Here is a 21,943-nt window from a genome sequence, read left to right as displayed (position 1 = left end):
TCAAACTAATGCGGAAAAATAGAAAAAACATTAAACCCGATGGTTTGGTATAATATGGTTATTTTTTCGGGTATTAATTATATCCAGCCTTATAAAAACCTGAATCCGCATTTCGTATCTTTTACCTGCAGATTTGGAAATATCGGTTGGTCAATATAATCATTGGGTTTTCCTGAAAACCGCCGGAGAAAGGAAAGATGGGAGAAATTTTTACGAAATTGAAAATATACTCAACACAGGACAGAAAATAATCAATTTTTTTACCGGATAATGAAACCAAAATTACTATTTTTAAAGATGATAAACCTGTTTCAGGTAAAATTGCATAATCACTTGAAATCAGCTTTATTATTTGTTTCAGATAAAGCCATATTGATACAAGTAGTATGCAAAAACATTACAATATGATACTGCTGAATTTTGATATTGAAGAGTTTGATGTGCCGATGGAGTTTGGTAAAGAGATTTCATTCGAAGAGCAGGTTCTTGTTTCGAAAAATGGGACAAGCATCATACTGGACATCTTAAATGAATATAAGATTAAGGCTACATTTTTTTGTACAGTTGCATTTGCACAGAATGCATCAGATATTATAGGACGGATTGTACGGGAAGGGCATGAGGTAGCATCTCACGGATACAGTCATTCTGCATTTAAGAAGGAAGACCTGCGGATATCAAAAGAGGCTTTAGAAGTCATGACAGGCATGCCGGTGAAAGGTTTTAGGATGGCAAGAATGCGTTACATAGAATCCTTGGATGTACATTTGGCCGGCTACAGCTATAATAGCTCTATCAATCCTACCTACTTACCCGGTAGATATAATTATTACAGAAAACCGAGAACGTACTTTGTCGAAAATGATGTGGTCCAGATACCTGCTTCAGTGACTCCTTTTTGCAGGATACCGCTTTTCTGGTTGTCGTTCCGCAATATGCCATTTAGGCTATATATGTGGTTGACGAAAGTTACACTTAGGAATGATAAGTATATAAATATTTATTTTCACCCATGGGAGTTTATGGATTTATCCGATGAGAAATACGGGATGCCATGGTATATTGTAAATAATAGTGGAAACAAGATGGCTGATAGGTTTAAGGCATACCTGGATAAGATGCTGGAGGGGGGGGCGGAGTTTTATACATTTTCTGAATTTATAGATAGTTATACTTTTGAAAAGCATCTATCCGCAGGTGATAAGTTGAATAACTAATGCCTATTTTGTTTTCATGATAGCACAATCTTCCTTTCATTCGAATATCTTTATGAGGGTTAAAATGGATAAGTATAACAGCTGGAATGATTACTGGAATAAGGAAAATCCGGAATTTGATGAAGTAATGGGTCTGACTACTGAAGTTTTCTATGAAAATTTTCGTAAAAGATATCCCCATACAAGTGCAGATGTTCTTTTAGATTATGGCTGCGGACCGGGTGTCCTTATTCAGCTTCTTAAAGACGATTGTAAGAAAATAATAGGCATTGATGCTTCATCCATCTATGTAGAAAAATGTAAACACCTGTTCCAAAACGAAAGCAATGTGTCTGTACAGCAAATTACAGGCTTTCATGATCTCATAGAGTTGTTGAGTTCAGAGGATATTAATCAGGTGATTACACTCAGTGTCATACAGTACTTCCGATCACTGGACCAGCTTACTGAATATTTAGATATATTCAGATTGTCAGCCCAAAAGAAGAGGAGAGCGGTGCGGGTTTTGATTGCTGATATTATCCCTTTACGCCACAGAATGCTTATGGATTTTATTGAAATACTGTTTGATGCAGTAAAAAGAAAATATTTGTTCAGGTATTTAAAATTTATTGCTAAGTACCTTAAGGAAACGGTGATCAACAGACGTGAGCGTAAATTACAGGTGGATTATCCCTTTTTTGAGCAATATGCAAGCAGTTATAATTTAACTATTTGTAAAATTAACGGGCTGACGAACCATAAGAACAGGTATTCTGTAGAAATACTATTTACCCCTTGATTTTTTGCAAGGCATCTTCATTTACCTAATCCTGGTGCTGTAAGTTTTTGCTCTCTTTCGCCCTTTTGCTTTCACGATAATCATTAAAGCAGGTGATGATATTTTCGTCTTTTTTTGGTTTTGTAGCAAGGATATTGATTCCGATTCTTTTTAGAAAATACCTGGTAATGTGAAATACGTTATGGTTGAAGTAAGCAATGAAATCAGGCTGAAAGCTACCCAGCCCAATCGCCATGTCAAAGAAAAAATTACAATGGCTTTTAAAGGCTTGGGAATCCATAAAACATGTTTAGGTTTTATCCTTCTCCTGATAAAGAATGGAAGAATCGGCATGATCTTGAAGATAAACTCATAAGCGTGATATAGGTTTTGTAATGATATGTCCTTTACATTCTGGACGTTTCTGTAAAAATAAAACTCCCGTCCTTCGTTTATGTCATCAATCTGTTGTTGATTCAATACCCCTTCTGCTATTGCTTCGTCCATTAACTGGGTGCCTGGTAGAAAACATGTCCAGAATGTCTGAATCCTGTTGATATGGTTATTGGCATAAAGGTTTAAGGCAGCTTCCTGTGCAGAGATGGGTTCGTGAGGTAAGCCAAACATGTGATCTACATTGACTTTTATGTTGTATTTGTGCATTACCTTTAACGCATTCTCTATATCTTCCGTTTTTTCGTATCTCAGCAGGGAGTCTTTCTTAAAAGATTCATCCATGCTCTGTATGCCCATCTGTATTTTTTTACACCCGGCTTCAGCAAGCAGCCTGCCTGTTTCGTCATCCATGAATTTAGGATGGGTCAGGAGCATAAAAGGCAGGTTAATTTCCTTTTTGTATTTTTCACAAAACTCTACCAGCCATTTCTTTTGCGTGCCGAAGACATCATCTTCGAAGTCAATGATCCTGATGTTATACCGTTCTTTTGCATATTTCAGCTCTGCAATCACATGATCTACACTTCTTAACCTGACATATTTTCCGGGTTCTTCTTCAGGCAGTTTAGCAAAAAAGTTATTAAAACAAAATGAACACCTGTAAGGGCATCCTCTTGTTGCCATCGTTATGTACTTGTCTCCCAGCCGGACATAATCGTCCCAGATACTGTTGTCCGGAAAGGGGATTTCATCCAGATTCTGGATGAAAGCGCCACGTTTACCCCTGATTATCTTGCCATTTCTGTCTTTATAGATTGTATTAATGATGGGATCGGTATCGTTGTTGGTTTCTAGGGCCTTCAAAATGGATGGCAGGGCAGCATCACCCTCACCTATCACGACATAGTCGATATTAGGCTGCTTGATCAGCAAGTCAGGAACTGCGGAGGCATGCACGCCGCCAAAGATAACTTTGACTGCAGGGTTGAATTCTTTTGCTGCATTAATGACGTCTAATCCCCACTGGTAGGTCGATGTCAATGCGCCGAAGGCTATCACATCCGGATTGATTTCTTTTATTTTATCAATAGCATCCTGGGTATCATCAAAATATTTGGCAATTGATGGGAATTGTAATACAAACCTGTCGTTAAATAACTGGGCGCTGAATGCAACACTTGGAATATGTCCTTCTTTTCTTACAACAGCGGCTAATTGACTGATGCCTAATTGTCTGGTTCCTATGCCTAAGAAAGTTACCTTCATCCTTTTTTACTTTTAGTATCTTTTATATTATGGTACATGTATTCCTTGAAACGAAACCTTGTTTTTAAATTGGTTAAGTCGAAGATTAAAAAAAACTGATTGTCTAACACCCTTTTGGTTTCCATATCCGGAGCAGTTATGATTGGCATGTCTCCAAAACATAATTTACCATTTTTTATATCATTAGCCATTACAGGGTTGATATAGTCTGAGGAATCATTCACGTATTGAAAATAGCAGCACTTACCATTTTCTGTAGAGTTTATGAGGGCAGAATGCCGATGTAAGATATAATAATGTTCCAGGTTTTCAGCATCAGCAGATACATATATGGTGTTCTTGTCAATGTTGTTTGCTATAACCTTCAGATTATTAAAATAGATCTTATAATTTACCCCATTTAGCAGGATGATGATAAAAGTAGAAATATACGTAATGCCTAAGACGGTATTCCTTCTCATTTCTGAAAAATCCGCATTGTATAAGAAATAGTCCATGAAAGCTATGGATAACAGTATGTTTGCCCCTTTTATATAGCCTTCCGGCCCAAAAGTATAAGGATATTCGGGAAAGAAAAAGGTGATATACAGTAGTGTCAGCAATATATGCACTGCAATAAGAAACAACAGCTTTGCGTGTCTTAGTTTTATAAGTATATAAGAAGTGATCAGAAATACAAAAGTCACGACAATATTGATGGTATAAAGACTTTTGAGGAAAGTAAGGATTAAAGGAGAATGGAAAAGGCTGCCGAGCCTGTTTTTAAATTCTAAGATCCTGAGTATGATCCCTTTTTCGTAGCCTGATGAAAATAAGACTATTTTTAGCAGGAAGGCAATTCCCAGCAAAGAGAATATTTTTACTAATGGATAATCGTTTTTTTGATATAGTTTCAGATACAGCAATAATACGACGAAACCCATATAGTATCCACTGCGGGCTACCATCCAAATGCGCGATTATCCACGGCAGGATTCCATTGATGGCCGTAGAAAAACGATAGTGCCCGAAAAAATTGTGTTTAAAGGCGATGGCTTCATACAATCTATCGGCACCATCAAAAAGTTCGGAGCGGATTTTTCCAAAATAAATGCCAGAAATAAATAAAATAGATACATATAAACTGTTAATTATCTTTATGTTCTTGTATTTGTCCATCATTTATTTAAGTCAGGTAACGGTCTGTTTTTACACTGCAATGTACTCAAAAAATCTAAATTCAAATAATGAATACGCACCGGGAACAGGATACTCATACTAAATGTAACACATTATCAGTATAAAATATTGTTAGTATCTCATTTCCCCAATTGCTTAGGATTTATCCTATTAGATTTTTAACACTTCTAACTAGTGAATAGTGGCGAAGCGCCGGTTTGTATAAATTTTTAAAGTATCCGGTTGGGGATTGTAATCTCATTATTTTTTAGTACTTTTGAGTATGTTGGGACTTAAAGACCGAATCGCGAACATCTTCCATCACTATTCGCCTGCTGCCGTAGATTTAAGATACGATTATTTTAAAAATCCGGATGACCGGGATTTTATATCTGAAAATGGCTATGTCGTTTTAAGAAATGTTGTAGACATGGATTCGATAGATGTCATTCTAGAGTCCTATAAAAAACTATCCGCTCATGAAAATTTTTATGAGGTGGATGGTTTTATCACATCTGCCAATTATGGGTTTGATATTCAAAAGCACATACACCAGGATCTGCGGAAGGTGAATCAGGATATCCTGGATAAGATATTTTTCACTGATAAGATATATCATGATTTGCTGAATGTTCTGGTTATAAAGTTCAATAAGGATAAAAAAGAATTTTATGCCCATCAGGATATCCCATTAGTTGATGAACTGCAGGCATCTACCGTTTTTGCATGGATACCGACAACAGATATTAACGATAAAAAACGGCGCTTTGCTGGTTTTGCCTAAAAGCCATAAATGGTTCAGGTGGCAGCGGACGCATGATCAAAGCGAATCCCCCTCTTAAAAACCTGCGGGATGAAATCCTAAAATTCATGATACCGATCCATTTAAATAAGGGGGATTTGGTGTTATTTGATAATTCTTTGGTTCACGCTTCACTGCCAAATTTTACAAATGATACGAGAATTGCCATGAATACAGGCATTGCATCTAAAAACTTTCCACTAATTCACTATCAGCGCATAAACAACAACAATAAGTATATTGAAAAATATACGGTTGATGAAAGTTTCTGGCTGGAAGGGCATTATGGCATTCCGGACATCGTACCCGAACGTTACCATCCAGCTGTGATTGAGAAAATTAGGTATAGTCATTATATATCGAAATCAAACTTTATTGATATAGTCGGCGGCAATTAATAATAAGGCATGTTCTTCATTAAAAAACATACGATAAAACCTGTCCAAAGAAATTTTACACCTGCTTATTTTTTAGATTCAGCTACACAAGATTTTTTTGAAGAAAATGGCTATGTCGTAATCAAAGACATTATCAATGAGGATGAGCTCAATGAGGCACGGACATTTTTTGAGAAAATAAAATCACTCCCATCCTATAAGGTAGATAAGAAATTTGAGAGTGCAGGGAATTTTGAATGTAAACAGACACAGACTTTAATATTTGAATTTATTAAGAAGTTTATGTCAGCGGTTGCGGCCAGGTTTTCCAATACATCTAATTGTGATTTGGGCGATGGCGGTACATTTTTTATAAAACCGCCCGGAAAAGACAGCGTACTGCATCCGCATCAGGATAGTGCGGTCATTGACGAAACGGTGGGATATGGTGTTTTTATCTGGATTCCTTTATGCAACATAACCATGGAAAACGGCCCCTGTATGTATTGCCCAAAAGTCATCTGTGGGGGAATTTTTATAGGTCACAGCATATCCCCTGGGCATTCCGTAAGCAATATATGTATCTTTGGGAAAAAATGATTCCTCTGGTTGTCAATAAAGGCGATGTCATCTGTTTTGAGACTTCTATCATACATGCTTCTTCTATGAATAAAACCAGCGAAGACAGGATTTCTTTAGCCGGAGCACTGCTCCCAAAAAATCATTCTAAAGTAGAATACCTGTTAAAGGATAAAAAATTTATTAAATATGATATTGACAATGACTGTTGGTTAGATGGCGGCAAGGTGAGTACCTTAAGGAATTATAAATATACCACCGGTGATTATAATTTTATTAATCCGGTATCTAAAAATGACATTGAGAATTTATTAAAAATTTAAATTATGCTAAACTTATTTAATCTCTTTAAGAAAGAAACAAAATCTGATTTTGTCGGTCAGGAACGAAAGATAAATCCCTTATACATCATAAACGGGAAAAACAGGGATGAATATGTAAGGAACGGCTACACAATAATCAAAAGTATTGTGTCGGATGAAAATATCCGTAAAGTGGAAGACGCGTTTGAAAAGATAAAGGCGTTGCCGGGCTATTTTGAATCTGACAAGCTGCAGACGACAATAGCTTTCGGGCAGGAGGCGCATACGATTGCGATAAATGTGGTAAACGATGTAAGCAAGGATATCTTTAAGGATGTATTGGATGAGAATCTGTGCAGATATGATTTCGGAGGCGGGATTATTGTGAAGAATAAAGGTTGCTGGTTCGCACCTCATCAGGACTGTTCCATAATCGATGAATATAAGGGTACTACAACGTATGCCTGGATTCCAACGGTTGATATGACATCTGAAAACGGCACCTTTTTTGCCATTCCCGGCAGTCATTTATGGGCTGCCTGGCAAAGGTCCAGCCAGTATCCAAGCTGGCCATTGAAAGATTTTAGCAAGTTGTTATGGGAAAAAATGATACCTGTAATGGTGAATAAAGGAGATGTACTGTTGTTTGATTCAGCATTGATACATGCTTCAGGGGAAAATACCACAGAAAAGATCAGGATTGCATTTAATATGTGCATAATTGAAAAGAAGGCGGAACATGTGCAGTATTTTTTAGATAAGAAAACGCCCAAAGACCAGATAGAAAAATATATCGTTGATGAGAAATACTGGTATAAGGGCAACTTATGGGGAAGACCTGAAGGTTACAGAAAGATAGTAGAACATAAAAAATATCCCGTCAGGCTGACAGAAGAGTTCATAATCAGTAATATTGAAAAATATCCGGCAAATGTTTAAAGATATCCTGAAAATATTTTCTGGTAAGGATAAAATTATTGAACTAAGTCACAGAACATTTAACCCTAAAATGTTCGTTTCAGATATTCATCAGCAAAAATTAGAAACAGTTGGATATGTACATCTGACCGATATACAAACGAACACAAAGCCGGTCATCCGGCCGTTTTTGAGTTCTTTCTTAATTACGGAGAATATATCTTCTCCTTTCGGAGCGGCCTTTTGTATTAATCCGCCCAATGCCATTCATCCCTGTAATCCGCATCAGGATCCGGCATATGTGGATGAGAGTACGGGCTATTCTCTGATTGTTTGGGTTCCGTTGTCAGATATAAATATGGAGAATGGTTGCTTGCATGTATTGCCTAAAAGCCACCTTTGGGGAAATAAGAACAGGTCTGTCAGTATGGATTGGGCGTTTGAACGTTTTTCTGAAGAATTATGGAAATACCTGATACCCATTGAGACGAAATTAGGTGATTTGATTGTGTTTGATGCCGCACTGATTCATGCATCTAACAAGAATACAACGGATATAAACAGAATAGCTGTAAATATACCTGTCTTACCTGTTCAGGAGAAAATGATCACTTACTTCAGTTCCGGAGAGAATGAAGGTTATCAGTATGAAATCGATGAGAGTTTTTACATGGATGAATTTCTTTTTAATAAGCCGTCAGACAGATACAGGCGCAGCAAAAAGATGAAACTGAATAATTTGTACAGCATGAAAGATGTTCATCGGTTAATAGGATTATCTGAAAACTAAATATGAAAATATTCAAAAATACAGAGATTGACGAACACTTTAAAGATAGAGGGTATGTTAAGTACGGTTCTATAGATTCGTCAGCAGTTAATAAATTGATTGAACTCGATAATTCACTGAAGATTCCAGATTTTGTCGGATGTGACTTTAATGTCGGTATGAATTCCGATATACCAGGCACGAAAAATGATGCAGGATAATCTTACAGAAATATTAATGCCGTTTTTCAATGACCTGCTGGACGAATATGACTATTTCTCTGCCTCCTTTGTCAATAAGAATCCAACAGAACGATTCTTAATTTGTGCCCATCAGGATTTTACCTATACCGAAGAACCGGAAGTACCCTCGTTTATGTGCTGGGTACCGCTGGTAGATACAGATATTGACAACGGATCTATCGGATTTATCCCTAAAAGCCATCGTTTTTATGATTATAAGAGAGCATTCCCATTCCCGCTCTCATATTCCCCGGTTGTAAAAACGAATTAGAGTTAATGAAATACCTGGATATACTGGATATGAAAGCAGGTGAAATGGTTTTTTTCTTTAATAACACGGTACATGGTTCCTTTGCAAATTATTCCAGAAACGTCCGATATGCCATCAATATCAGTTTCATAAAGAAAAATGCTCAAACCGTTCTGTATATCAGAAATCCTGCAAAAGCGGAACACAGCATAATTAAATTTAAAGCGGATAAGGATTTCCTGATTCAATACAATAATCCGTCTATTTTAGAGATGTGTAAAGATAAACAGGTTAAGATTGACAATTATGAAGTCTTAGGGGAAGAGCCATTCGGAAGCTATGATACATCATGGGGGAGTGTACAGGAAAAATTAGATCAGTACAATATAACCGTACAGCAAAGAAATATACCCTATATTGACAGGTTTCTGCGTTTAAAGAAGAAGGAAAAGTTTAAAGATGATATTTACAGTCTTGTAAATAAGTTCAATCCATTTAAGAGGAACTGATGAATGATTTACTTCAAAGAATATTTTATAAAAGGGTTTCTGCAAAGCAAAACAGGAATTTTAATTTACAACTATTGAAATCTGACGAAGAGCATCGGCAACTGATAAAGAATGGATTTGTACATTTTAAAGGAATATTTACCGAAAACGAAGTTAACCAATTGTTGGGCATCTATAAACATATGAATGGCGATGTAAGTTTTGAAAAGACAGATTGCTACGTAAACAGCGTTTCGTTCAAGTCAAGAGATTTAAAGAAAATAACCAGAGAATCGGTGACTGAGGTTGTTAAACCAGCCTTGCACAGGTTTTTAAAGGATGAAAGGCTTAGATTTCCCATAAGTGTTGGTTATTGCATTAATCCTGCATTATCTACGTCCGGCTCCCGGCCTCATCAGGATCCCAATTTAGTCGATGAAAATCGGTCATATTCCCTTGTCCTTTGGATCTCGCTCAGTAATACAACGGTTGAAAACGGCTGTTTGCATGTTCTGAAAGGGAGTCATCTGTGGGGGAATCATCTGAGGTCGAACTTTCATGTGAAATGGAAGTTTGATAATTATGTGGATGATATCTTATGGAAGAATATGACTCCCGTTCAAACAGGGATAGGAGATGTCATCTGTTTTGATCCTGCATTGATACATGGATCAACTCCAAACAGAACAAACGAGGAACGGTTGGCTATTCAGATTTCTACCATTCCCAAAGATCAAAATCTTATTACCGTGATAGAGGAAAGAAAAGGGATGTTTGATTATGCGAAGTCGTTTAATATTGACGAAGATTACTTCACTGATGAGAATGTATGCAATAGCCCATCAGATAAGTATCCCGTTATAAAAGAAGAAAAGATTAACTACTATTATACCAAAGAGGATATCCTGGAATTAATTAATAAATCTGACTGCTGATGATCCGACGACTTTTAAATACTGTTTTCTCCAAGCCTCTGAATGTAAAATTTGACAGGGTTTTACCATTGAATTATTTTACATCAGCTGACAGCCACCAGTCAATTCAACAGGACGGATATCTCTTGATAAAAGATGCGGTAACAAAGGAGCAGTTATCTTTTTTAGAAACTACCTATCAGAACCTTACAGAATTCCCGGAATACTCTATAACGGATAAATTTCAAAACAGCGGGCGTTTCCGTTCTCCTGATATCAGGAATTTTGTGATGAGTAATATAGGCGCTTTTTCAAAAGATCTTCTGCCATCTGTTTTTAATGCGGCTATTTACGATGAAAATACCACCGGCGCGTTTCAGATCAAGCCACCATCCAAAGTCAGTGAACTCAACCCGCACCAGGATGCACCGGTAGTAGATGAGACAAAAGAGAACGGACTTTTTGTCTGGATTCCTTTATGTGATATAACGGATAAAAACGGAGCGATTTATGTATTGCCCGGCAGTCATTTATGGGGAAACCATCAACGGTCGCTGAATGTACATTGGCCGCTGGAAGAACATGCCAAGACACTGTGGAAGCACATGCAGCCGGTATATATGAAAAAAGGCGATATCCTTTGCTGGGATACGGCACTGATACATGCCTCTTCACCTAACTTATCCGATGAAACGAGGGTGGCCATCACCACGACGCTGCTGCCTAAGGATTTCAAGATGGTGGAATATTTTAAAGACAGGCAAACGCCGGAAGACAGCGTGGAGAAATACCGCGTGGAGCGGAGCTTTTGGGAGAGTGAAGATATCATGAAACGGCCGCCTTGTCCTCCGAATCAGTTCCTCGGCCTGGAAAAACTGGCTTTTCCGGCTTCCATTACTAAAAAGCAAATATTGCGTCTTATAGAAGATGCTAACGTTCATATCTCAAAACGCTAATCATGTTTGACTTTACTGAGAATAATAAACGAATACTGAAGAACGAGGAGTGGCAGCAGCGGCTGTTTACAGAAGGTTACGTCATTCTCCCTTTCTACACCAAAGAAGATATCAGGCATCTGACTGAATTCTATTACGATATCACATCACAGAATAAACATGGCTTTCAGCCAACGACCTATTTTACGGATAACGAATACCGCATTAAAGCCAGCAATGAAATAATTCAAACAGCCCGGCCACATCTCGAAAAATTGCTGTCGGACTATAAAACCTATATGGGAAGTTATATTGTCAAGCATGCGGATAATAACAGTGAACTGGGGGTGCATCAGGATATGACACTGGTGGATGAATCGGCATTTATGGGAATGAATATCTGGTCGCCCTTATGTGATACGACTCCAGAGAATGGCGCCTTATACCTGATACCTGAAAGTCATCGTATTTTTCCCACCTATCGTTCAGCTACCATTCCAAATATTTATGACAAATACGTGGATGTCGTTAAACGCTATATGCAACCGGTCTATATGAAAGCAGGAGAGGCCATCCTGTTCGACAACAGCATTCTCCATTTTTCGCCGGTTAACCGCTCCAAAGAAACACGTATTGCGACGAATGTTTTTGTTACCCATAAGGATGCAAAGATTACCATCACCTATAACGACAGGGGAAAAAATAAAATCGAACTGTTTGAACAGGAAGGTGATTTCTTTACTTCCTATCAGCAGTTTGATAATCAGTCCAACATGCTTAGACCTAAAATCGGCAGGAGCATTGGATTTACTGAGTATGATTTTCCGGTGCTGACTCCGGCCATACTGAAGGCGAAATACGGACCGCTTCCCGATGAAACTTTATTTGAAAAAATTAAATCATTGTTTTCATTCTAATCAACATGTATCCCAAGATATTCAAAGACAGCAAACTTCAGGAACGATTCGATACGGAAGGATATGTCATCATCCCATTTCTGGAAAAGGAGGATGTTGATAAGCTGACTGCATTGTTTTATGAGATGCATACGGAGCTTCGGGAGAATCAATTCGGGGCTTCTTCCGGATTGAGTGACATCGAACTGAAATTCAAAATCAGGGATAGCTTGTTTCCCATCTTTCTGCCCTATTTTGAAAGAGTCTTTGAAAACTATACGTATTTCGGGTCTTCTTTTTATATAAAACACCCGGGAACAATTCAGACCTCGCTCCGCATCAGGACTGGACCATCGTCGATGAGACAAAGTCTGTTGCAATCAACATATGGACGCCGTTGTGCGATACGAACGAGAAAAACGGCACGTTGTATGTAGTTCCGAAAAGTCAGACAACAAAAGTGTTCAGCCTGCGTGCACCCACTATTCCTTTTTATTTTCAGCAATATTCTGACACCGTCATCAAATGCTCCGTGCCAACGAATGCCAGAGCGGGTGATGCGGTTATTCTGAATCAAAGCCTTATTCATTATTCTTCCCCGAATCTCAGTGAGAAGATACGAATCGCCATCACATCCGGTGTGAAGACCAAAGGCGCCCCTATGTTGTTTCATTTCAAGAATGAAAAAAAGGAAATAGAACGGTATCTGATGCCGGAAGACTTTTTACTCGCTTTCAAAGATTTCATAAGGATATTTACCGCAGGCCGGCTAACGGTCAGTTCTTATCCACAATAGACTACTATCCTCCTTCAGTAGGAAAATTTAAATTTATGAAGCAGTTTGGAAATGAGAGATTCTCTTTTGCAGAAAAGATTAGAGAACTCTTCCGGTAAGTGGCTGTTGAACTTTGTTCGTATTTCTTCCCAACCTATTCTTTCGGTATAAAGAGGAACAGTCGGTAATTGCTGGTTATGGCTGCTGATTTTTTTTACATCAAATCCGTAGAAATCTTCTTCTGTCGCCCGATAGGTTTCAATTGTTTTGTTGTCCGCAGAGAATGAAACCTGTAAGCCAGCTTCCTTATCTTTCATCCCGATGATGGCTGTATTTCTGGGCTGATCAGTCTTGTTGGGCCTGGAGTAGTGGATGAGTTTGTGATTGTATAAGATAGCCTGTCCTGCATTTAAAGCCGGTTCATATCCGATGCCGAGGAATTGATGGGTATAGGATTCATAATCGCCTGGAATACCCAATCCTCTTAATTTATTATTCCATAAATGGGAGCCTGGAATTAACCCGAGTGTGCCGTTCTCCTTGCCGGTGTTTACCAATGGTATCCACAGATTATAGGAATTATGGATGGTTTCATCCACGATAGACCAGTCGTTGTGCGCCTTGAGAATATCTTTCCCTTTAATCTTGGTGGCTAAAGTACCGCCCAGCAACTCAAGCGCAGGAAATAGGATGTCTGTCTTGGGTTGAATGATGGAATGCAATTCATGATTGATTTGCTTTGAATCGTCCATGGATAAAAAGTGGGAAGAGGAGATGAAATCCTGTCCGGGTTGTGTAAGGTATTTTTGTGTTAACGAAGTTAACTGCTGTACTTCCGTGTCATCCAGTAAATCAACAATGACAAAACCGCATTTCAATAGATCATTTGCCATCAGGCTACCTTTTCTTTTATTTTTCTAAGGACACTTAATGGATTAAATGCGGAAAGAATACCCATTACCTTGTCTTTTACGCCGTCTTTCATCTGTTCTCCGAATAAGGACATCATGTGTTGGGTTAATTCCTTATTGTACACATTTCCTGCTGCAAGGATACGCCGTTTCATTTCGTCCTTACTCAGGTCTTCCCAGACAAATTTCCGCTCTTCCATCAGTTCATAATTTTCTATCAACTTGCCGGCATCATACATTCTGGATAAGGAGCCATTGTCATATTTCATGAAAAATGCCGGGTCTATCCTGTATTTTAACAGCGTGTCTTTTGTCCCCGGCTTGCAGTAGTAATGCCGGAGCTGCGCTTCTTTTTGCGTAAAGCTCAATCCAACCGCCAGTCGGGGTTCATTGGTGATGTTAGGAGGAGAGGAGTGGAAGGTTCTGTTGTCGAATATCAGCGCTTCACCGGCTTTCATGGGCAGTAGTTCAAAATACGGAAACATGGAAAACATGTGTTTCGCCAGTGGAGACGGAACCTGTGGTGACGGGGATGGACGCACACTGTTGAAAAATTTATGGCTTCCTTTAATCACCCCCATACAGCCGTTTTCCATATTCGTATCCACTAAGGCTATCCAGCAGGTTACCGAGCAGTGTTGTATTTCGTCTTCTACAAAAGTCCAGTCCTGATGTGGCGGCACGACTCCTTTCGGATTCGGATCTTTTATCACATAACTCGCTGTAATCAGTTGATAGTCCTTTAAAAAAGACGTGAGTTTAGGCATGGCCACCGAACCGATCTTATCCATCATTTGAGCAACCAGCGCTTTATCTTCATGGTCCATACCCACATAAAAACCATATTCGGTTACTTTCTTGATGCCGGATTCAAACAGGAAATCTTTCAGCTCTTTCACATCCTTTTCGTCTAAGGCATTTATTTTCAGGAATCCGTTTTTTTCAAAAAATGCCTGATGTTCCGGGTTGGAGAATAATGGTTGCATGGTGGAGTATTTGGTTCTGTTTTCAAAAAGTTGCTGCTTAAACTCTTTTTCCGTAAACTTTTTAGGGATATAGGAAAATGTTTTTTCTAAGGTGCCTATTTTAGGTTGTCCGATGATTTCGGGATAATGGATGAACAAATCATCCGGCATGCTGTATTGCTGCACTTCCGTTTTTCTGTTTGTTAAAGTACAGCATAAACAATGCGGCATCTTTCGGTACCAGTCCTATCGTAACGGCAAGCCGCTCTTCACCGGATTGGTTGGGCAGGATGCAGCATCAGTTTTGATTGAAGATAAATGCTTCTCCTTCTTAGCGCCAGTGTTTTCAGGTAATTGTCAAACTGGTTTCTTTCCGCTTCAAACGACACCGGCAGGCTTGGCGCGCGAAATTGTTTTCTGTGTTGTAGCTGCCGTCAATCACACGAATAGCGCCATTTGTTGTGTAGTGTCCTGCAGCGGAATCCAAATGGTATAGGAGCCGTATTTTTCTTCATCCGTTACGGTCCAGTCCTGATGCAGGGGAAGGGGATTGTTATCATTCGGATTTTTCTTTAGGAAGGAACTGCCAAGTATCTTGTAATCTTCCGCAATGCTGTTCAGTTTTTCCTGTATCAATGCTATGATTTCATCGCTTACTTTATTTTTTAATTCAGTATCCGGATGAAAGGAAGTGGAGTAGAAGGTGGTTTGTGTGTCGTTAAAATGGTTGTAATAGATGGATTTCAGTTTATCGGCTAACGCATCCGTTAAAAAAGGGATGGTGAAATATCCGTTTATATTCAATAGTTTCTGCTGATATGCATCTTTCAGGTGTAACATTAATTGAAAACCGCTTTCAGTTTATCTAAGATGGATTTTTTTTCCGGCTCTTCATCAATCCGGGTGGAGAATATCCCTTTTTCAAATGATTGGATGGACATATCAAAAGGCTTGTAATGAATCCTGCGAAGGACTTTTACATTTTCAGGTTGTTTCCAGGGATTGAAATTCATATAAAAATCCGTATCCACCTCCAGTACATCGATATTGGTCGAGCTCTTCTGCGGATTCATGTGGTAATGGATGGATTTCTCTTCGCCCGGAATCAGTATCAGCTGAATCGCCAGACGCAAATCATCCGTCTTGTTGATGGCGGAATAATGTACGATACTGTCATCCAGCACCACTGCCTGTCCTGCTTTCAGGTTCATCGGTATCAGGTGCTTTCTGATAATGTCGTGTTTGATGTTTTCCAGTTCCCACGGTACCATCGGCCCTCGGAATTCACCGTATCGTTTGTGTGTGCCCGGTACCACCTGCAGCGTACCGTTGCTTTCGTTGCTGTCCACCAACGGGCACCAGATGGATACGGAGGTACATTTCCGTTCATCCACAAATGCCCAGTTCTGATGCAGCGGCACTTCTCCGTCGTTCGTTTTTTTTCGGATGAAGTTGGCAATGATAGGTGTATAATCGGCCAGGTATTTCTTTACATACTTGTCAAACCGTTCCGTGATGATTTTAAATACCAGCTTTTTATACTCGATATTCTTATCAATGAATGTAAAATCGTAGGTGATCTTATCCTTTAAACCGGCATCCTCCGCGCCAATCAGGCCGCCGCTGTTGGATAAGGTTTCGAAGTAGCGTTCTTTGATTTCCGCCACTTCTTCATCGGTTAAAAAAGGGATAATGACATAGCCCTCTTTTTGGAATTGCTGCTCTAACTCAGGATTATTGAATACGGGTCTCATCTTTTGTAGATTTATTCATCAAATTTAGTAAATTTGAACAGTCCTAGTGATACTAAATATTAAGTAATTTAAAGCCTGACAGATGTCCATATTCACTAAATTTAAAGGTACTAAAAATAAAACAGACCACCCTGAAAAGGTGGGCGATTTTTACAATAAAAACCACGATGCCTTCATTAAGGTGTACGGGGAGGTGATTCAGGCTTTCAGGACCAATGATTTAAAAGGGATTTTAAACTACCAGATTGAGCAGATAGGCTTCAAGCCGGAATACAGAGTATTGGATGCCGGTTGTGGTGTATGTGGACCGGCCCGCCATTTTGCCCGGGAAACTGGCTGTACGGTGGATGCCGTTACGGTTTCGGAGTCGCAGTTGAATGCATCCAGGCAGCATATAGCACATGAACAGCTTCAGGACAAGATTACTGTTCATTTACAGGATTACCATGAAGTCGACAAGTTGTTTCCCAATGAGACGTTTGATAAGGTCTATTTTCTGGAATCCTTTGGTCATTCTACCGATAAGGAAAAATTACTGAAGGCCATCTGGAAAGTGCTGAAGCCCGGGGGGGAGGTGTATATCAAAGACTTGTTCCGTCGTATTTCAAAGAATTGGCTGGTGCAGCGGAAGATTGACGGTGAAATCAAAAAAATAAACGATGCCTACTATTATGACGTGGCGGATTTGAACAGGTTTGTAGACCTGGTCAGAGAATTGGGCTATGTCATTGTGTTTGTCAAGACAATAGATATTCCGCTGGATGATTTTGAAAACCTGTCAATCTCCAACGAATTTCAGGATCTGACCGGTATCGCCAAGATTGACAACTGGGAGAAATATATTTTTCCGATAGATTTCTTTGAAGTGAAATTATATAAACCGGAATACGATGTCAAAAAAGGCATGCATCGCTATTTCTTGCAGAATATTTTCCAGCTGCAAATGAATCACATTAACAAAGAGGATCTCTGAGTTTGGCATTCTTCAGCAATATACAGAACCGTTTGTGGGCGAATGTCCAGTATAAATTCAGCACCATCTTCTGCAGCCTGTATGTCGTGTTGTTCCTCGGGCATTCCAGTGGAAACAGGATACTCTGGTATATTTTTATTTCTATCCTGTTGTCGATGGGAATAGCAGGTATGGGTTATGTATTGAATGATTACCACGATTATCACGATGACATAAAAAATGGCAAACAGAATCTGTTCATCAACTTTTCCAGAACTACATCCGTATTGCTGGTGATTTTTTTTTTATTTCTGTCTGTTTTTCCATGGTTTATCCTCCCGTTTGACCGGTTCTCGTTAATGTTCATCTCTTTGGAGTTTCTGTTGTTCTTTATTTATGCTCTGCCGCCATTCAGGCTGAAAGAAAGAGGCGCCTGGGGAGTTGTGACAGATGCTCTTTATGCGCAGGTCGTGCCATGTATATTGGCGGTTTACACCTATTCAAAAATAGTTAATAATATATCTGTCGCCACTTCGTTCCTGGTTGTTTATGTGGTCTGGTTAATCCTGATGGGAATTCGCAACATACTCAATCACCAGATAGAGGATTATGACAATGACCTCAATACACAAACGCAAACTTTTGTAACTATCCACGGAGTCCGTAAAAGCAAATCTTGGGTGATGCACCTCATGGTGCCGATTGAGTGGACACTTTTTTTTATGGTACTATACTTTCTGCCGGAAACCCGCCAGTTGTTCTTATACGCTTATTTGCTCTACATCTCGGCTTATGTACTCAAGGAAAGAATAAGCAAAAAAGCACCGTTGCTTTCTGATTTTGAGATACGGTATGATTTTATCAATAAGCAGCTTCTGAACGAATTTTATGAAATACACCTTCCGTTGCTGCTGTTGTGCTATTTTAGTTTTTTCCAGCCTTTCTTCATCTGGATTTTAGCGTTGAATCTGCTGCTGTTTTTCCCGATATACCTGCGTTATACGGTCGGATTCATCCAAAAATATTTTCATTTTTAGCCATCTCCTGAAAAGAGGTTGTATCTTTATAGGAGTGATTCAGTCCTACTTAAAGTGCATCCGTATAAAAGACTGGTGGAATTATATATTGCCGCCGGTTGTTGGCTTTTATGGCTGGGGTCTATATCAGTCAGGTCTTCCGTTTGCGGATTCTGTCTTTCTGTCCATCGGGTTTTTATTGCTCACCATTTCTGTTGCTTCATTTGGGTTTTACCTGAATGAATGGACGGATATCAGTGACGATACGGCAGCCGGAAAATCGAATGCGGTCCGTGTGCTGACTGTATCTGCCCGTTGGTTGGTTTTACTGGTTATCTTACTGCAAATGGGGCTGGGGTTTTATATCTCCATCAGTAATCTTCACGCAACCCTTTTATTCTCGGCACAAATAATCTGCTTTATTGTTTACTCCTGCCCGCCATTCCGGCTGAAAAGGAATCTGTATGCTGCGCCCTTGCTGGATGCCTTATACAGCGGCACCATCTTTTACCTGCTGGCCATCAATATTAATTATCCTACCTTTTTTGGCCTTACGGCCGCACAGAAGGCACAACTTGTCTTTTTGTTGATTTGGGCGCTCTTAAGAGGTTTCCGCAATATCATCCTGCATCTCCTGTTTGATGCAAGATACGATGCCGTTATTAATCAACAAACGATTGGCACCCGGTACGACCGCTTATCGATCAGTAAATTTCTATACAGATTTATTCTGCCTGCTGAAATTCTATCCTTTTTGGCTTTTTGTAGTATCAACGGGAATAACTATACAATTCTGCTCGCAATCGGTTACCTGGTATTTATAATGTATTGGTTTAAACGGAAAACATACATCATCCCATACCTGCTCAGACGCCCGGAACCTTCGATGGACGATGAATTGTATGATATCAACATCTTTTATGAAGTGGTGCTGCCGTTCTATATTTTTGGACTGCTGGCGATACAAATAGATATCTTCTATATTTTTTACTGCGTATTATTGATACTGTTCTTTCCAAATATCCGAGCCTGGGTTTGGGCAGCCATTACTTTTCCGGTACATTTCATTAAACGATAGTCAGAAGGATTCAGGCTTTTATGCATTTTATTTCCAGCCATTCTGCGGGATAAAATTCCGGTATCCCCTCGAAGATATCAATATTGTTTGCTTGTTCGAAGTTATATCGTACCGATATGTCATCCATAAAATCAAATGGTTGGACAAATACTATTTTTAATCCGGCTTTCAGTACAGCATCTTTTAACGCTTCCAGGTCTAATGTATTGTACGCATAATGCCGGTTGATATTCCGGATAACTTTATCAATTTTCTGTTGTTCACCGCTGTTCTCACCTTTCTTTTTGTAAAAGTCTTTGATGTACAAAATTCCGCCATCCTTAAGCTTTCGGGCAGCCTCACCTATCGCCAATTGGATATCATAGGAATGCCCCAGGCTCTCCAGAAATAAGACAACATCATAGCAGTCGTCAGCGATAGGTAATTGTTCTAATTGATGATAATCTCCAGTGTGAACCCTGACCTTTTCATCCAGGTTTTCCTGACTTATTTTCTCTGCTGCAATCTGCGCCTGTACATCAGATACTGTTACCGCATCAATGCTTACATTCCATTTTTTTGAAAAATAGGTTGCAGGGCCTGCCACGCCGCAGCCAAGATCCAATACTTTCATGTTCCAGTTGATACCGGCGCTTCTCGCAATATGATCCAGCAGTTTTTCTGTATCCGTTGGCCGGAATGCCTGTATCACATCTCCATAAATATCCAAATAAGATGCTGTCATCCTGTTGTAATATTCTTTTACATCTTCCGGAGAATTCTTTGGCATATCCTGGGTTATTTTTATTAAAATTAGATAAATTTCCGCCGTTGTCCTAAAAAAAAGACGCTCAACATTCATTGAGCGTCTTTTTATTGATACTGAATCAGGTTCAGTGTGTTATGCTTAAATATTAATGGAATTGTTCTGTCTCTGTAGAACCTGCCAGTGCCGTGGTGGAAGATTGTCCTTGCTGACAGACCTGCTGAATAGCATCGAAGTAACCTGTACCAACAAATGACTGGTGTTTGATTGCCTGGAAGCCTGCAGACTCCAATGCAAATTCTCTTTGCTGTAACTCAGAGTAACCTGCCATACCTCTTTCCATGTATGCTTTGCTTAATTCAAACATCACGGTATTGTTAGCATGGAATCCTGCTAATGTGATGAACTGGAATTTGTAACCCATAGCAGCTAAATCTTCACGGAACGTAGTCATTGCTTTCACATCCATGTATTTCGCCCAGTTGAAGGAAGGAGAACAGTTGTACGCCAGCATTTTTCCCGGATATTTTGCGTGAATGCCCTGCGCAAATTCTCTTGCCATACCTAAATCAGGATTACCTGTTTCCATCCAGATCAGGTCAGCATAAGGTGCATAAGACAAACCTCTGTCGATACCCTGTTCCAAACCGTTTTTAACATAGTAAAAACCTTCCGGAGCACGTTTCCCTTCGATGATGAATTTAGTATCACGCGGATCGATATCTGATGTAATTAAGTTTGCAGCTTCAGCATCTGTACGGGCAATTACCAATGTAGAAGTTCCGCAAACGTCTGAAGCCAAACGGGCAGCCGATAATTTATTGATAGCTTCCTGGGTAGGTACCAATACTTTGCCGCCTAAGTGACCGCATTTTTTTGCAGATGCCAACTGGTCTTCCCAGTGAACACCGGCAGCACCCGCTTCAATCATTTGTTTCATCAGTTCGTATGCGTTCAGGTTGCCACCAAAACCAGCTTCGGCATCTGCAACAATCGGAACCATCCAGTCGCGTGTTGGTTCGCCATCCATATATTCAATCTGGTCACGACGCATCAGAGAGTTGTTGATGCGTTTAACCACCATGGGAACCGAGTTCGCAGGGTATAAACTTTGATCCGGATACATTTCTGCGGAAAGGTTAGCATCAGCAGCTACCTGCCAGCCTGAAAGATAAATGGCTTTCATGCCTGCTGTAACTTCCTGAATAGCCTGATTGCCATTGAAAGCACCTAAACCGGCAACCCAGTCATCCGTGTGTAATTTTTTCCATAATTTTTCAGCTCCGTTTTTAGCCAAAGTGTATTCAATTTGTACAGAACCGCTGATGTTTATTACCTCTTCGGCTGTATAATCTCTTTTAACGTCTTTCCAACGAGGATTTGTTGCCCAATCTTTTTTTAGAGCTTCCGCTCTTTCTTGTTTTGTTGCCATGATATTTTAATTATTGAATAATGAGTTAAAGAATTTATGAATTGTT

The 21,943-nt window shown here is 39.4% G+C and carries 26 protein-coding genes and 1 pseudogene; 19 read left to right on the top strand and 8 right to left on the bottom strand.

All coding sequences use genetic code 11. The features are described 5' to 3' along the window. The first annotated feature begins 404 nt into the window (after positions 1-404). Both IPM95_07600 and IPM95_07595 read left to right on the top strand, forming a co-directional pair. Positions 405-1,217, top strand: a complete 813-nt coding sequence (locus IPM95_07600; protein ID MBK9329166.1) for a polysaccharide deacetylase family protein — start codon at positions 405-407, stop codon at positions 1,215-1,217. Positions 1,218-1,233: 16 nt separating this feature from the next. After that, on the top strand, positions 1,234-1,998 hold the full coding sequence (locus IPM95_07595; protein MBK9329165.1) for a class I SAM-dependent methyltransferase: 765 nt from the start codon (positions 1,234-1,236) through the stop codon (positions 1,996-1,998). Between the two features lie 150 nt (positions 1,999-2,148). Here IPM95_07595 and IPM95_07590 read toward each other — a convergent pair whose 3' ends face one another. Together IPM95_07590 and IPM95_07585 are read right to left on the bottom strand one after the other, a co-directional pair. Further along, entirely contained in the window at positions 2,149-3,639 is a 1,491-nt protein-coding gene (locus IPM95_07590) for a radical SAM protein (protein MBK9329164.1), read from the bottom strand. After that, positions 3,636-4,586, bottom strand: a complete 951-nt coding sequence (locus tag IPM95_07585; protein ID MBK9329163.1) for a hypothetical protein — start codon at positions 4,584-4,586, stop codon at positions 3,636-3,638. The genes IPM95_07590 and IPM95_07585 overlap by 4 nt, the downstream gene beginning before the upstream one ends. Before the next feature lie 4 nt (positions 4,587-4,590). Between IPM95_07585 and IPM95_07580 the strand changes: the two genes are divergently transcribed. The 14 genes and pseudogenes from IPM95_07580 (at position 4,591) to IPM95_07515 (ending at position 13,065) form a co-directional block, all read left to right on the top strand. After that, positions 4,591-4,746, top strand: coding sequence for a hypothetical protein (locus IPM95_07580; GenBank protein MBK9329162.1), 156 nt, complete (start codon positions 4,591-4,593; stop codon positions 4,744-4,746). 334 nt (positions 4,747-5,080) lie between these two features. Next, positions 5,081-5,581: a hypothetical protein gene (locus IPM95_07575; GenBank protein MBK9329161.1), complete on the top strand. Its 501-nt coding sequence runs from the start codon at positions 5,081-5,083 to the stop codon at positions 5,579-5,581. A gap of 86 nt (positions 5,582-5,667) precedes the next feature. Continuing rightward, complete coding sequence (locus tag IPM95_07570; protein ID MBK9329160.1) at positions 5,668-5,997, top strand: phytanoyl-CoA dioxygenase family protein; 330 nt, start codon at positions 5,668-5,670, stop codon at positions 5,995-5,997. Positions 5,998-6,006: 9 nt separating this feature from the next. Beyond that, positions 6,007-6,576 (top strand): phytanoyl-CoA dioxygenase family protein, encoded by a 570-nt coding sequence (locus IPM95_07565; GenBank protein MBK9329159.1) that lies wholly within the window; start codon positions 6,007-6,009, stop codon positions 6,574-6,576. Next, entirely contained in the window at positions 6,483-6,878 is a 396-nt protein-coding gene (locus tag IPM95_07560; protein ID MBK9329158.1) for a phytanoyl-CoA dioxygenase family protein, read from the top strand. The genes IPM95_07565 and IPM95_07560 overlap by 94 nt, the downstream gene beginning before the upstream one ends. Positions 6,879-6,881: 3 nt before the next feature. Beyond that, positions 6,882-7,796, top strand: coding sequence for a phytanoyl-CoA dioxygenase family protein (locus IPM95_07555; protein ID MBK9329157.1), 915 nt, complete (start codon positions 6,882-6,884; stop codon positions 7,794-7,796). Beyond that, a complete protein-coding gene (locus tag IPM95_07550; protein ID MBK9329156.1) occupies positions 7,789-8,565 on the top strand; it encodes a phytanoyl-CoA dioxygenase family protein in 777 nt (258 codons plus the stop codon). The genes IPM95_07555 and IPM95_07550 overlap by 8 nt, the downstream gene beginning before the upstream one ends. A 2-nt stretch (positions 8,566-8,567) precedes the next feature. After that, positions 8,568-8,765 (top strand): hypothetical protein, encoded by a 198-nt coding sequence (locus IPM95_07545; GenBank protein MBK9329155.1) that lies wholly within the window; start codon positions 8,568-8,570, stop codon positions 8,763-8,765. Beyond that, positions 8,752-9,057, top strand: a complete 306-nt coding sequence (locus tag IPM95_07540; protein MBK9329154.1) for a phytanoyl-CoA dioxygenase family protein — start codon at positions 8,752-8,754, stop codon at positions 9,055-9,057. Before IPM95_07545 ends, IPM95_07540 begins: the two co-directional genes overlap by 14 nt. Positions 9,058-9,062: 5 nt before the next feature. Next, positions 9,063-9,545 carry a hypothetical protein gene (locus IPM95_07535; protein MBK9329153.1) on the top strand — a complete coding sequence of 161 codons (483 nt, stop codon included), beginning with the start codon at positions 9,063-9,065 and terminating at the stop codon, positions 9,543-9,545. Then, positions 9,545-10,459: a phytanoyl-CoA dioxygenase family protein gene (locus tag IPM95_07530; GenBank protein ID MBK9329152.1), complete on the top strand. Its 915-nt coding sequence runs from the start codon at positions 9,545-9,547 to the stop codon at positions 10,457-10,459. Before IPM95_07535 ends, IPM95_07530 begins: the two co-directional genes overlap by 1 nt. Next, positions 10,459-11,394, top strand: coding sequence for a phytanoyl-CoA dioxygenase family protein (locus IPM95_07525; protein MBK9329151.1), 936 nt, complete (start codon positions 10,459-10,461; stop codon positions 11,392-11,394). Before IPM95_07530 ends, IPM95_07525 begins: the two co-directional genes overlap by 1 nt. A gap of 2 nt (positions 11,395-11,396) precedes the next feature. Beyond that, positions 11,397-12,290: a phytanoyl-CoA dioxygenase family protein gene (locus tag IPM95_07520; GenBank protein ID MBK9329150.1), complete on the top strand. Its 894-nt coding sequence runs from the start codon at positions 11,397-11,399 to the stop codon at positions 12,288-12,290. A gap of 271 nt (positions 12,291-12,561) precedes the next feature. Beyond that, positions 12,562-13,065, top strand: a pseudogene (locus IPM95_07515) (phytanoyl-CoA dioxygenase family protein). Between the two features lie 14 nt (positions 13,066-13,079). On the opposite strand, the gene IPM95_07510 reads toward IPM95_07515, so the two are convergent. The 4 genes from IPM95_07510 to IPM95_07495 all read right to left on the bottom strand — a co-directional run bounded on the left by IPM95_07510 (position 13,080) and on the right by IPM95_07495 (position 16,674). Continuing rightward, positions 13,080-13,937, bottom strand: coding sequence for a phytanoyl-CoA dioxygenase family protein (locus tag IPM95_07510; GenBank protein ID MBK9329149.1), 858 nt, complete (start codon positions 13,935-13,937; stop codon positions 13,080-13,082). Beyond that, positions 13,937-15,151, bottom strand: a complete 1,215-nt coding sequence (locus tag IPM95_07505; protein ID MBK9329148.1) for a phytanoyl-CoA dioxygenase family protein — start codon at positions 15,149-15,151, stop codon at positions 13,937-13,939. Before IPM95_07505 ends, IPM95_07510 begins: the two co-directional genes overlap by 1 nt. A gap of 207 nt (positions 15,152-15,358) precedes the next feature. After that, on the bottom strand, positions 15,359-15,760 hold the full coding sequence (locus tag IPM95_07500; protein ID MBK9329147.1) for a hypothetical protein: 402 nt from the start codon (positions 15,758-15,760) through the stop codon (positions 15,359-15,361). Further along, the gene (locus IPM95_07495; GenBank protein MBK9329146.1) at positions 15,760-16,674 is read right to left on the bottom strand and encodes a phytanoyl-CoA dioxygenase family protein; all 915 of its coding nucleotides are present in this window, start codon (positions 16,672-16,674) and stop codon (positions 15,760-15,762) included. Before IPM95_07495 ends, IPM95_07500 begins: the two co-directional genes overlap by 1 nt. An 82-nt stretch (positions 16,675-16,756) precedes the next feature. Between IPM95_07495 and IPM95_07490 the strand changes: the two genes are divergently transcribed. The 3 genes from IPM95_07490 to IPM95_07480 are packed head-to-tail and all read left to right on the top strand — an operon-like array spanning position 16,757 to position 19,720. Then, entirely contained in the window at positions 16,757-17,647 is an 891-nt protein-coding gene (locus IPM95_07490; protein MBK9329145.1) for a class I SAM-dependent methyltransferase, read from the top strand. Between the two features lie 2 nt (positions 17,648-17,649). Further along, positions 17,650-18,663, top strand: coding sequence for a UbiA family prenyltransferase (locus IPM95_07485; GenBank protein MBK9329144.1), 1,014 nt, complete (start codon positions 17,650-17,652; stop codon positions 18,661-18,663). A 34-nt stretch (positions 18,664-18,697) separates the two neighbouring features. Beyond that, positions 18,698-19,720 (top strand): hypothetical protein, encoded by a 1,023-nt coding sequence (locus IPM95_07480; protein MBK9329143.1) that lies wholly within the window; start codon positions 18,698-18,700, stop codon positions 19,718-19,720. Between the two features lie 10 nt (positions 19,721-19,730). Here IPM95_07480 and IPM95_07475 read toward each other — a convergent pair whose 3' ends face one another. Together IPM95_07475 and aceA are read right to left on the bottom strand one after the other, a co-directional pair. Beyond that, the gene (locus tag IPM95_07475) at positions 19,731-20,489 is read right to left on the bottom strand and encodes a class I SAM-dependent methyltransferase (protein ID MBK9329142.1); all 759 of its coding nucleotides are present in this window, start codon (positions 20,487-20,489) and stop codon (positions 19,731-19,733) included. Positions 20,490-20,613: 124 nt separating this feature from the next. Next, entirely contained in the window at positions 20,614-21,897 is a 1,284-nt protein-coding gene (gene aceA, locus IPM95_07470) for an isocitrate lyase (protein ID MBK9329141.1), read from the bottom strand. Positions 21,898-21,943: the final 46 nt, after the last annotated feature.

It is taken from the genome of Sphingobacteriales bacterium (assembly GCA_016719635.1).
GTDB lineage: Bacteria > Bacteroidota > Bacteroidia > Chitinophagales > JADIYW01 > JADJSS01.
Note: the sequence above shows the minus strand (reverse complement) of the source record. Positions and strands in the feature narration are given on the sequence as shown.